Source organism: Bacillus sp. FSL H7-0578 (assembly GCF_038630855.1).
Taxonomy (GTDB): Bacteria; Bacillota; Bacilli; order Bacillales; family Bacillaceae; genus Bacillus; species Bacillus safensis.
On the sequence record NZ_CP152045.1, the window covers coordinates 3,485,607 to 3,497,628 of the forward strand.

Below are 12,022 nucleotides of genomic sequence, written 5' to 3' on the forward strand. Positions count from 1 at the left end.
AATAGTTAAAAACAACCAGTATTTTAGACCTAAAATAGCAGATCGAATGAACCTTAAGAACTAAACCGTTTCTGCTGCTTATTTTCAGTTATAAACATCACTCACCCTGTCTACACTTAAAGAATAGGATGAATTGGAGGAATGTCATATGATGATTTTATTGATTATCGCTTCACTTTGCTGCTACTTACTATTCTCTTTCAAAAAAGATAACCGCACCCAAAAAAGAAAAAGCGCAGAGCTTTCGGAGTTTGAAATCTTTCGTATGCGCCGCCACTACAACGGAAAACGCCGTCACCCACTAAACGATGCACCTAAACAAGTATAAATCCAAATAAAAGAGCCTCATGAGGGGCTCTTTTTCGTTTGCATAAACAGCAAAAAACGACCAGATTCAGTGGTCGTTTTTCTTTTTATTTATATACCTTCGCAGGCACTTGAATCATAGGAATTCCAACATAATAAGGTGAAATTTCATATGGCTGGAAGACAACAGCAATTCCCTTTTTCGTGAAGTAATACTGCGTGTTGTAGTTGATTTCAATGTCGCTTTTTTTCAAGTTCGCGTAGAATTTGCTTTTATGTTTCTTTGTGTAGTTATAAATATAATCTCTTACTTTCGTACGCTTTTTCTTTGTTTTCACAACGTCTGTCAAGAACAGCTGCTTTGTTTTTTTCTTTGTTAACACATAGTTCATGCTGGAAACCATTGTGTCTCCGTGCGCTCCACCGTTATACATGTAATCATAGTTTAAGATACTCAGTTTCTTACCATTGTTAAATTTCGTTTTATACGTTCTCTCATACGTGACCTTCCCGTAGCCTTCCTTTTTCGCTTCGTCCTTTAAAAACAAGTACGTAGAATAAGAGAAGGCAATATCTTCTTTTAAATCACGATTGATGGTTTTCATATGCGCCTTGCTTAGGTTTTTCACCTGTGCATATTTGAACGTTTTTTTCTTTTTATAATAGTGTGTGCTTACTTTTGCTTTTTTTGCTTGTTTGGCATCCGCAGATCCAACTGGCGCAAACAAGGAAACAATCAGTGAGAAAATGAGCAGGCTGATCGTTAGGCCTTTTTTCATTGTCATAGTAAAAACCCCCATTTTTGTCTATTACCAGATGAGTATACCATGACAAAAGAACCAAAAGAAGTATTTTTTCCATATTATTCTTCATTTTTCCACATCGGGTTTGTTTACCGTTTTCATAAGTTCCTGTATGCTTAATGTAGAATGCTAGATGAAGTGTGGTGTTTATCATAGAAGAGAATATTTTTAGTCACATTCGGACGACGTTTCATAGTTTGTCCCCAACCCAGAAAAAGATTGCCAATTACATTTTACAAAATCCTCAGAAAGTTGTGCTTCATTCTATAAGTGCACTCGCTGCTGAATGCAGTACAAGTGAAACGACGATCTTTCGGTTTCTAAGGAAAATTGGCTATGAATCGTATCAAGTGTTTCGTGTCCATGTTGCACAGGATATTGCGACCAATACCCCTCAATCCATATACGGCGAGATCGAGGCAACCGATAGTGTCGCTGACATTAAACATAAGGTCATAGAGTTAACAACAAACTCTATTCAAGATATGAAGCATATTCTAGAGGATCATGCCGTCACGCAATTCATTGAACACATGAAACAGGCACATAAAACCGTCTTTTTTGGAGCAGGTGCGTCCAGCTTTATTGCTGGAGATGCTTATCATAAGTTCCTGCAGCTTGGTTTTGAAGTGAGCCTATGCAGTGATCCGCATATGATGAATATGATTGCAACACACGCCATGGAACACGATTTTATCGTCGCAATCTCCCATTCAGGAGAGAGCAGAGAAATTCTTGACGCCGTACAGTTTGCAAAAGAAAAAGGGGCAAAGGTTGCTTCTATCACCAGCTATCCGAAATCTGAGCTCGCAAAGCAGTCTGACTTTCATCTGCTTAGTTCTTCCAGAGAGACAACCTATCGATCGGACTCCATGATCTCCCGTATCAACCAGCTTGTGATCATTGATGTACTATACGTCGCCGCTGTTTTAGAGCTAGGATCAAATGCCATTGAAAACGTGAAACGATCTCGATTAGCTGTAGCTAAAAATAAAACATAAACGCAAAAGACCGGAGTTGATTCCGGTCTTTTTTTGTGACTTTTATCATATTTTCCGTTGACACGTTCCTATCACGTCATGTACATTAAATGAACAATAGTTTATTTCCTACTATCAAATTTAAAGGATAGTATATATACTAACAATAAGAAAAGAAAGCGCTTTTTGTAAGGGTTTTCTATATAGGAGGCAGACAACGTGACAAAGAAGATTGGATTCATTGGACTAGGTATTATGGGAAAACCTATGGCACTCAATCTATTAAAAGCTGGTCATGCTTTGACAGTTTTTGACCTAAATGAGAAAGCGGTTCGATCGTTACAAGAAGCCGGAGCAAAAGGTGCTGTTTCAGCAGCTGAGGCAGCTTCTGAAAGCGATATCATCATCACAATGCTTCCTAAAGGAGAGCATGTAGAGGCAGTCGTTTCAGGTGATCAAGGCATTTTAACGACAGCTGCACCTGGCACTGTCATCGTAGATATGAGCTCAATTTCTCCTGTCACCTCCAGGGCTTTAGCTGCTCTTGCCAAACAGCATCAGGTGGAATTTATCGATGCACCTGTCAGCGGCGGAGAACCGAAGGCAATAGACGGAACACTTGCCATCATGGCTGGCGGCGAAGAATCCATCTTTGAGCAAGTAAAGGATGTCCTGCTTGCAATGGGCACTGAAGTCGTATTAGTTGGGGCAAATGGCAGCGGGACAACAGCGAAGCTTGCCAATCAAATCATCGTCAACTTAAATATTGCGGCCATGTCCGAGGCGCTCGTTCTAGCTGCTAAATCAGGCATTGCCATTGACAAAATGTATGAAGCCATCCGCGGCGGACTGGCAGGGAGCGCTGTTCTCGATGCAAAGGTCCCTCTCATCTTAGAACGAAATTTTGAACCTGGCGGACGCATCGACATCAACTTGAAGGATTTAACCAACGTCATGGAAACGGCTCATGATATCGGTGTTCCTCTCCCGCTTTCTAGTCAGCTGCTTGAAATCTTCCACGCCCTCAAAGCGGACGGGAAATCCGGGCTTGATCATGGAGGCATCGTTCAATATTACGAAAAAATGGCTCATGTCGAAGTAAAGAAAGGATGAGATGGTCATGAAGCAAAGCACTGACATACTAAATGCCATTCCGAAAGCAGATTCAAAGGCCATTCAATCAGCATACGAACAAGCACTGAGCAGCTTTCGTCATAAAGTCATTGTATTAGACGATGATCCAACAGGGATTCAAACCGTACATGGCATCTCTGTTTTCACCGATTGGTCAGAAGAAAGCATTGAGGCTGGTTTTCTTGAAGACAGCCGCATGTTCTTTATTTTGACCAATTCACGCAGTATGACTGAGAAAGAAACTGCCGCTGCGCACAAAACAATCGCAGCAACCATTGTAAAGGTGGCTGAACGTCTTAATCAGGACTTCGTCATTGTCAGCCGAGGGGATTCTACTCTTCGCGGACACTTTCCGCTTGAAACTGAAGTACTCAAAACGACCATTGAACAGCAAAGCTCCCGCCAGTTCGATGGTGAAATCCTTCTTCCTTTTTTCCAAGAAGGTGGACGCTTTACGATCGACAATATTCATTACGTACAGGAAGGACACGAATTAATTCCTGCTGGTGACACAGAATTTGCAAGAGACCGTACATTCGGCTTTCAATCTTCTCATCTTGGAGAATGGATTGAAGAAAAGTCAGAAGGAATGTTCACAAAAGAGAACACTACCTACATTTCGTTAGCTGATCTGCGGGCTTTACGCATTGATCAAATCAAACAGCAGCTCATGAGTGTCAAGGATTTCAAAAAGGTGGTTGTAAACGCGGTGGACCATGATGATGTCAAAGTCTTTGTCACCGCTCTCATTGAAGCCATTCAAGCAGGACAGCAGCTGATGTTCAGAAGTGCGGCGGCGCTCACAAAAGTACTTGGCGGTATAGGGGATCAAGCCTTATTAACAAGAGATGCCTTGATCCAAGAAGAAAGCCCGCATGGTGGTCTCATTATGATCGGTTCTCATGTGAAAAAAACAACAGAACAATTAAAAGCGCTGCAACAAGATAAAGAGATAGCTTTTATTGAATTTAATACCCACCTCGTATTAGAGCCTGATGCCTTTCGCGAAGAAATTGACCGTGTCATTCAGCAAACTGAAGCACTGTTGGCAGCAGGTCAATCTGTAGCTGTTTATACAAGAAGAGAACGGCTTGATCTTGGGGATGATCGCCAAGAGGAAGAATTAAAGCTCTCTGTACAGATTAGTGATGCTGTGACAAGTATTGTCCAGCGTCTCACCATTCGTCCTAAGTATCTTATTGCCAAAGGTGGAATTACCTCCAGCGATATTGGAACAAGAGGACTTAGCGTGAAACGTGCGACCGTGGCAGGTCAAATCAAACCAGGGATCCCCGTTTGGCAAACAGGAGAAGAAAGCAAATTCCCTTTCATGTCTTATGTGATTTTCCCGGGAAATGTTGGGTCAAAGGATACGTTAAAAGAAGCTGTAGACATACTTGAAGGATAAGGCATAGGGGGTGTTTGCGCCCCTTATGCACCACAAAGGAGGAAAGATCATGTCGTTAGTGTTTATAGGACTTGGCGTTTTGTTATTGCTTTTACTCATGGTTGTCTTTAAGTTAAACGCTTTCATATCTTTGATTATTGTCTCTTTAATTGTTGCTGTGTTAGAAGGGATGACACCACTAGAAGCGATCGCTTCCGTCGAAAAAGGACTTGGCAGTACGCTCGGGCATCTCGCACTCGTTCTCGGTTTTGGTGCGATGCTTGGGAAATTGATGGCTGATTCTGGCGGAGCTCAGCGGATCGCGATGACACTCATTGACCGATTTGGCATCGGAAAAATCCAATGGGCGACGATGCTGACTGGATTTGTGATTGGAATTGCTCTATTTTATGAAACCGGATTCATTATCTTAATTCCATTAGTCTTTACGATCGCTCAGGCTGCAAGACTTCCTGTGCTGTATGTGGGGATGCCGCTCGTCGCTGCACTCATCACCACACATGGCTTCCTCCCCCCTCACCCAGGACCGACTGCCATTGCAAATGTCTTTCAGGCAAACATGGGACAAACCTTATTGGTTGGGATTATTTTAGCGATTCCTGCTGTTTTAGTAGGCGGACTTCTGTTTACGAAACTATTTAAAAAAGATCAGTTGCACGCACATATTCCAAAGAACTTATTTAATCCAAAGGAATTCACAGAAGAAGAAATGCCTAGCTTCGGCATTAGCATTTTCACCGCTGTTCTGCCTGTATTGCTTATGACATTTAGAGCATTTCTAGAAATTTTCTTCCCATCCTCTCCATTGCTGCCAACTGCTGAGTTTTTAGGCGAACCGGCGATTGCACTATTAATCTCAGTGCTGCTTGCCATCTACACGTTTGGGCTTGGAAGAGGAAAGAGCATGCAGGAAGTGATGAAGTCCATCACGGATTCTATCGGCTCTATTGCTATGATTCTATTAATTATTGCAGGCGGCGGTGCCTTTAAACAAGTGCTCATTGATAGCGGCGTCGATCAATACATTGCAGGGATCATGCAAGGAAGCACACTTTCTCCCCTGCTTCTGACTTGGCTCATTGCTGCTGTCCTTCGTGTCTCTTTAGGATCAGCCACTGTCGCCGGTCTCACGGCGGCTGGCATTTCTGCACCACTGATTGGCCTGACGGGTGTCAGCCCTGAATTAATGGTGATCGCAACAGGTGCGGGAAGTATTACATTCTCTCATGTGAATGATGCGGGTTTCTGGATTTATAAAGAATACTTTAACCTATCAATGGCTCAAACCTTTAAAACGTGGACATTGATGGTCACCGTGCTTTCACTTGTCGGACTTGCTGGTGTTCTTGTCGCTGATTTGTTCATGTAGGAAATTAAATTGTAAAAACCATTGACTTTTCCTCGAAAAGGTTGAATAATTGTGTTTATTAAGAAAATTGAATCAAAAGGTAACCTTATTAAGAGTGGTGGAGGGACTGGCCCTGTGAAACCCGGCAACCGCTGTTCCTAGGAACAGAATGGTGCTAATTCCTTAAGCAAGCAAATGCTTGTTTGAAGATAAGGCAGAGTTCTCACAGTATATGATGCTCTTCCTTATCTAAGGAAGAGCTTTTTTATTTGATTTTTTAACCTGAGGAAAGAAGGGATTCAGTATGACACAAGTACAAACCATTGGAAAGAAAACAACGAAACCGCCATTCCGCGCAGATCAAGTAGGAAGTTTACTTCGTTCAGAGCGCATCAAGGAAGCACGCAAGCAAAAAGCAGACGGTACGCTGACAGCAGAGCAGCTCCGACAAATTGAAAACGAAGAAATTACACGTATTGTAGAGAAGCAAAAAGAAATTGGGTTAGAGGTTGTCACAGATGGTGAATTCAGACGTGCATGGTGGCATTTTGACTTTCTTGAAGGACTCGATGGAGTTGAAGGATTTGAAGCAGATCAAGGCATTCAATTCCATAACACAACGACAAAAGCTAGAGGTATCAAGGTAACAGGCAAGATCGATTTTACAGATCATCCAATGCTGGAGGATTATCGTTTCCTTCACAGCATCGCTGGTGATCATACGGCTAAAATGACGATTCCAAGTCCGAATATGCTCTTTTTCCGTGGAAAGCTTGAAGAAGGAGTGTATGACAGCTTAGAGGAATTCCACCATGATGTGGCACAAGCGTATAAGAAAGCCATCCGTGCTTTTTATGATGCAGGCTGCCGCTACTTGCAGCTGGATGATACGGCATGGGCAGTGTTCTTTTCTGAAAAAGGCCATGAACAAATCAAAGCCTTTGGCCGTGAAGAAGATGAACTTCGTGAATCGTTTGCGAAGACAATCAATGAAGCTGTTGCCGACCGCCCAGAGGATTTGGTGATCACCATGCATATTTGCCGAGGTAACTTTAAATCGACATGGGCAGCTGAAGGTGGTTACGAAGCAGCGGCAGAAACAATTTTTGCCGGCTTAGATCTTGATGGTCTCTTTTTAGAGTTTGACGACGATCGTTCTGGCGGATTTGAGCCCCTTCGATATGTGAAGAACCCAAACCTTCAAATCGTACTAGGCCTTGTCACTTCAAAATACGGAGAGCTTGAGCCAGTTGAACAGATTAAAAAACGCATTGAGGAAGCGGCTCAATATGTAGACATTAACCAAATTTGTTTGAGTCCACAATGCGGATTCGCCTCAACAGAGGAAGGCAACCTGTTAACAGAAGAGCAGCAATGGGAAAAGCTGCGTCATGTGATTGAGATTGCAGATCAAGTGTGGACTTCGTAGTCCCTCAGAGAAGAAAAAAAGACAAACCGCAGTATGGCGGTTTGTCTTTTTCTTTTATGCATCCAAATGTTCACCATTCGTCGCAATCACTTGTTTATACCAATCGAAACTTTTCTTTTTCTTTCTATCTAATGTACCGTTTCCTTCATTATCACGGTCAACATAAATGAAGCCGTAGCGTTTTTTCATTTCAGCCGTTGATGCGCTGACAAGGTCAATTGGGCCCCAGCTTGTATAACCGATCAGGTCAACTCCGTCTGCGATCGCTTCTCTCGCCTCTAGCAAGTGGCTTCTGAGGTAATCAATTCGGTAATCGTCTTGAATGGATCCGTCTTCTTCTACTTGATCGACAGCACCCAATCCATTTTCTACGATAAACAATGGCTTTTGGTAACGGTCATACAGCTGATTCAGTGTTGTACGAAGTCCTTTCGGATCAATTTGCCAGCCCCAATCACTTGCTTCTAGATAAGGGTTTTTCACACCTTCAAATAAGTTACCGCCAGTCACTTGTCCAAGAATCTCTGGATCTGTACTTGTCACAAAGCTCATATAATAACTGAAGCCAATATAGTCCACTGTATGGTTTCTTAAAATGTCTTCGTCCCCGTCTTGGAACTCAATGTTGATATCATTTTCAAGGAAATAACGTTTCATGTAACCTGGGTAATAGCCTCTTGCCTGTACATCTGAGAAGAACAATGTTTTACGGTCTTGCTCAATTGCAGCAAACATATCTTCTGGTCTTGAGCTGTACGGATAAGTTGTCATCGCTGCAATCATACAGCCGATTTTCGCATCAGGAATGATTTCGTGTCCTGCTTTGACAGCCAAAGCACTTGCAACAAATTGGTGATGCGCTGCTTGATATTGAATGCTTTTCTCGTCATCACCCTCTTCAAATACAAGTCCGCCGCCAGTGAAAGGCGCATGTAATACAACGTTGATTTCATTGAAGGTCATCCAATATTTTACTTTGTCTTTAAAGCGGGTGAACAATGTTTTCGCGTATGTTTCATAAAGATCCACAAGCTTACGGTTTCTCCATCCGCCGTAGTTTTTCACAAGTGCGAGCGGCATTTCATAGTGAGAGATGGTGACAACTGGCTCAATTCCATGCTTATGCAGTTCATCAAATACTTTTTCATAAAAAGCGAGGCCTGCTTCATTCGGTTCCGCATCGTCGCCATTTGGGAAAATACGCGGCCAAGAAATGGATAATCTGAAGCACTTGAATCCCATTTCTGCAAAGAGTGCAATATCTTCTTTATAGCGATGGTAGAAATCGATTGCATCATGATATAAGTTAAGGTCTTTCATTGATTCATCGAATGGGTGCATAATACCATTTGGTGATACATCAGCTGTCGATAAGCCTTTTCCATCTTGATTATATGCGCCTTCAACTTGGTTGGCTGCAACAGCGCCGCCCCATAAGAAACCTTTAGGAAATGTTTTTTCTAACTTGTTCATGTTGAATACCCTCCTCTTTTTCTTCTACACTGACTGTAAGCAGTGTCTCTTTCACTGTGATCGTTCCATCTGTTTTCGCATCAACTTGTGCAAAATCGTTTGTGTTGGTGACAATTACAGGTGTGGTGACATCATAGCCTTCTTGCTGAATGCCCTCGATATCAAAATCAATGAGTACATCTCCTGCTTGAATCAGATCACCTGACTGCACATGACTTGTAAAATACTTTCCGTCAAGTTTTACCGTGTCAATCCCCACATGAATGAGAAGTTCTGTACCTTGTTCACTCTTCAAACCAATGGCATGTTTTGTGTGGAAAATGGTTTCAACCTTGCCGTTGAAAGGTGCTACAACACGCCCAGCTGTTGGTACAATGGCTGCACCTTTACCCATGATTTCATTAGAGAATGTTGCATCATTTACTTGATTGAGCGGCTTTAGTTGACCTTCAAGCGGGCTTTGTACCACTTCATTTTGAAGTGCTGCTGTGTCTTTCTTTTCTTCTGGTTTGTCTGCTTTTGTATCATCTTTCACTGGTACATCTTTGAATCCGAGAACAAGTGTCATGATCGTTGCTACGACAAAGGCGATTACTAAGCCGATGATTGAGTAGACAAATGTTGGTCCAATGAATGTTGGGAGACCTGGAAGGCCTGCTGATCCAGATATCACATATGATTTTACTTTAAAGATTGACATGAACACGCCGCCTGCTGCTGCACCAATAAGGGCTGCAAGGAACGGTTTTTTCAATCGCATGTTCACACCATACATAGCAGGTTCAGTAATACCCATTAAGGCTGTGATACTTGTAGACATCGCCAATGATTTAAATGTTTTGTTTTTTGATCTTAAGAAGACACCGAATGCTGCGCCTGCTTGTGCCATATTTGCTACAAACATCATTGGAAGAATGAAGTCAAAACCGTTTAACGTAATGTTGTTGATCATGATTGGAAGCAGTGCATAGTGCATGCCCGTAATGATCAATGGTGACATGAAGCCGCCGATCAAGAGTCCGGCCAAAAGACCTGCATGTTTGAACAATAAATCAATTCCACCTGAAAGGCCACTTCCGATAATCCCGCCAAGCGGTCCAACCGCGATGAGCATAACTGGTACAACGACTAGAAGTGTGACTGTTGGAACAAGGATGATCTTTAATGATTTCGGACTATATTTTTCTGCGAATCTTTCAACATATGAACCAAGCCAGATGGTGAGTAGAATTGGAATCACCGATGAAGAGTACACAACGGCAACCACTGGCAAGCCTAGAAATTCTGTATTTCCCGCGCCCAGTAAAGCGGTTAACTGCGGGTGCAGTGCTGCTGCTGCAATGGCAGCCGCGATATACTGATTTGTGCCAATTTTTTTGGCTACGCTTACAGCAAGCAGAATCGGTAAGAAGTAAAAGGCTCCATCTCCAATGGCTGTTAAAATCGCATACGTACTGCTTTTATCTGATATCCACTGGAATGTGAGCATCAGTGCCAAAATCCCTTTGATCATACCGGCCCCAGCGATGGCTGGAAGAATCGGTGTGAAGACACCAGAGATAAAATCGAAAAGCTTTGATATCACATTTTGCTTTGACGCTTCTTCTGTACCGCCTGACTTTACATCAGATGATAGACCTGAGTCAGCAATCATCGCTTGATAGACATTTGAGACATCATTGCCGATAATGACATGATATTGACCTCCGCTTTGATTCACGCCCATGACGCCATCTGTTGATTGCAGCTTCTCTTTATCTGCCTTGCTTTCATCGTATAAGTTGAAGCGAAGTCTTGTCATACAATGCGTGACTTGCTTAACATTCTTTTCACCGCCGACAAGTTCTAGCACTTCTTTTGCTGTTTGTTTGTGGTTCATTGTATTACCCTCCAATCGTTGATTTCATCTTGATATAGAAAAAACCTAAACATCCATTAATGTCCGAGAAATAGCGATTCAGACATTAATCGATATTTAGGTTTTGCCTGCTTAACCAGTAACAATCCTTCATAGCGATTGATCGTTATTTAATTTTTATAAGTCTTTAGATATAAAAAAACCTAAATCACGCCTTATCATAGATAGGGACAATGATTTAGGTTTTGCCTGCTTGACCAGTAACAATCCTAAAAGATTGTGGTTATTTAGTTTATAGTTATAAATTATCATGTTAATTTTGTGATGTCAACGCTTTCTTTTTGAATTTATTTTCTTTTTATTACTCTGTCTATATGCAAAGTTAAATATAGCATTTCATCTTCTATGAGACTTCGGTTGTATTCTTTTTGAACATAATCGTTAATTTTTTCTGCGCACTGAAAAGCTGCGGTGTTTTTCTCTTTTACCACTTCATACAGAAACTCGTTTTGATTTTCCATCTGTGTTTCGTTAAACAGACGCTGACCAAAAAACTTCAAATGCGTAACAAAACGGAAATAATTTAATGATTCCTCGTCCAAATCAATTTGAAAGTGATACTTAACGATGTTTAAAATGTCTTGAATGAGTTTGGTGATTTGAATAACGTTTGGCATTTCTTCATTGAGCTCTGCATTGACAATATGCATGGCAATAAAGCCGGCTTCATCCTCAGGAAGATGGATGCTCAGCTTGTCCTCAATGATCCGAATAGCTTCTAAACCGCATCTGAACTCATCTTTATACAGCCGTTTGATTTCCCAGAGCAAGGCATTTTTGATGTCCATTCCTTTTTGATGACGTTCAATAGCAAAGGTGATATGATCCGTCAGCGTCACATAGATGCTGTCATTTAAATTTTTGTTAAGGGTTGTTCTCGCATGCTCAATAATCGCCTCACACACTTGCATATACTCGATTGGAATATCATAAAGCAGGGTTTTGAATTTTTCTGATATATCTTTATTTTGAATAGAAAATACTTTTTCGATTCGTTCTTCGTCAATCGGGTCTCCACTTTTCTTTTGAAACGCGATCCCTCTGCCCATAATGACCAGCTCATGCTGCTCGTCATCATACGCACTGACAACATTATTATTGATTACTTTAGAAATGATCAATTGATACCCCCCAGTACATTCCGCTTTTTCGAGCATTTTATCGTTGATTCATATGTCATGTTATTATTATTTTCAAAAAAGAGGACTTTAAGATGATTTTAC

At 41.7% G+C, this 12,022-nt stretch carries 10 protein-coding genes and 1 riboswitch; of the genes, 6 read left to right on the plus strand and 4 right to left on the minus strand.

Annotation, left to right across the window (positions count from 1 at the left end; genetic code table 11):
* The first annotated feature begins 148 nt into the window (after positions 1 to 148).
* Positions 149 to 328, plus strand: a complete 180-nt coding sequence (locus MHB41_RS17965) for a hypothetical protein (RefSeq protein WP_008345664.1) — start codon at positions 149 to 151, stop codon at positions 326 to 328.
* Positions 329 to 413: 85 nt separating this feature from the next.
* On the opposite strand, the gene MHB41_RS17970 is transcribed toward MHB41_RS17965, so the two are convergent.
* Positions 414 to 1,091, minus strand: coding sequence for a DUF3298 and DUF4163 domain-containing protein (locus tag MHB41_RS17970; RefSeq protein WP_041118266.1), 678 nt, complete (start codon positions 1,089 to 1,091; stop codon positions 414 to 416).
* A gap of 161 nt (positions 1,092 to 1,252) precedes the next feature.
* Here MHB41_RS17970 and MHB41_RS17975 point away from each other — a divergent pair, with 161 nt between their 5' ends.
* From MHB41_RS17975 to MHB41_RS17995, 5 genes are all read left to right on the plus strand, one after another.
* A complete protein-coding gene (locus tag MHB41_RS17975) occupies positions 1,253 to 2,110 on the plus strand; it encodes a MurR/RpiR family transcriptional regulator (protein WP_170825854.1) in 858 nt (285 codons plus the stop codon).
* A 198-nt stretch (positions 2,111 to 2,308) separates the two neighbouring features.
* Positions 2,309 to 3,202: a 2-hydroxy-3-oxopropionate reductase gene (garR, locus tag MHB41_RS17980; protein ID WP_340899690.1), complete on the plus strand. Its 894-nt coding sequence runs from the start codon at positions 2,309 to 2,311 to the stop codon at positions 3,200 to 3,202.
* Between the two features lie 7 nt (positions 3,203 to 3,209).
* On the plus strand, positions 3,210 to 4,631 hold the full coding sequence (locus MHB41_RS17985; RefSeq protein WP_340899688.1) for a four-carbon acid sugar kinase family protein: 1,422 nt from the start codon (positions 3,210 to 3,212) through the stop codon (positions 4,629 to 4,631).
* A gap of 49 nt (positions 4,632 to 4,680) precedes the next feature.
* Complete coding sequence (locus MHB41_RS17990; RefSeq protein WP_070326192.1) at positions 4,681 to 6,000, plus strand: gluconate:H+ symporter; 1,320 nt, start codon at positions 4,681 to 4,683, stop codon at positions 5,998 to 6,000.
* Between the two features lie 82 nt (positions 6,001 to 6,082).
* A riboswitch (SAM riboswitch) is annotated at positions 6,083 to 6,195 on the plus strand.
* A gap of 88 nt (positions 6,196 to 6,283) precedes the next feature.
* Entirely contained in the window at positions 6,284 to 7,408 is a 1,125-nt protein-coding gene (locus tag MHB41_RS17995; protein ID WP_034281370.1) for a 5-methyltetrahydropteroyltriglutamate--homocysteine S-methyltransferase, read from the plus strand.
* A 54-nt stretch (positions 7,409 to 7,462) separates the two neighbouring features.
* Here MHB41_RS17995 and MHB41_RS18000 read toward each other — a convergent pair whose 3' ends face one another.
* The 3 genes from MHB41_RS18000 to MHB41_RS18010 all read right to left on the minus strand — a co-directional run bounded on the left by MHB41_RS18000 (position 7,463) and on the right by MHB41_RS18010 (position 11,920).
* The gene (locus MHB41_RS18000; protein ID WP_217008652.1) at positions 7,463 to 8,881 is read right to left on the minus strand and encodes a glycoside hydrolase family 1 protein; all 1,419 of its coding nucleotides are present in this window, start codon (positions 8,879 to 8,881) and stop codon (positions 7,463 to 7,465) included.
* Entirely contained in the window at positions 8,853 to 10,760 is a 1,908-nt protein-coding gene (locus tag MHB41_RS18005) for a beta-glucoside-specific PTS transporter subunit IIABC (RefSeq protein ID WP_111926979.1), read from the minus strand. The genes MHB41_RS18000 and MHB41_RS18005 overlap by 29 nt, the downstream gene beginning before the upstream one ends.
* A 326-nt stretch (positions 10,761 to 11,086) precedes the next feature.
* A complete protein-coding gene (locus MHB41_RS18010) occupies positions 11,087 to 11,920 on the minus strand; it encodes a PRD domain-containing protein (protein WP_034281373.1) in 834 nt (277 codons plus the stop codon).
* Positions 11,921 to 12,022: the final 102 nt, after the last annotated feature.

Coding starts and splice junctions, on each gene's coding strand:
- MHB41_RS17965 (WP_008345664.1), top strand. CDS start 149: ATGATGATTTTATTGATTATCGCTTCACTTTGCTGCTACTTACTATTC.
- MHB41_RS17970 (WP_041118266.1), bottom strand. CDS start 1,091: ATGACAATGAAAAAAGGCCTAACGATCAGCCTGCTCATTTTCTCACTG.
- MHB41_RS17985 (WP_340899688.1), top strand. CDS start 3,210: ATGAAGCAAAGCACTGACATACTAAATGCCATTCCGAAAGCAGATTCA.
- MHB41_RS17990 (WP_070326192.1), top strand. CDS start 4,681: ATGTCGTTAGTGTTTATAGGACTTGGCGTTTTGTTATTGCTTTTACTC.
- MHB41_RS17995 (WP_034281370.1), top strand. CDS start 6,284: ATGACACAAGTACAAACCATTGGAAAGAAAACAACGAAACCGCCATTC.
- MHB41_RS18000 (WP_217008652.1), bottom strand. CDS start 8,881: ATGAACAAGTTAGAAAAAACATTTCCTAAAGGTTTCTTATGGGGCGGC.
- MHB41_RS18005 (WP_111926979.1), bottom strand. CDS start 10,760: ATGAACCACAAACAAACAGCAAAAGAAGTGCTAGAACTTGTCGGCGGT.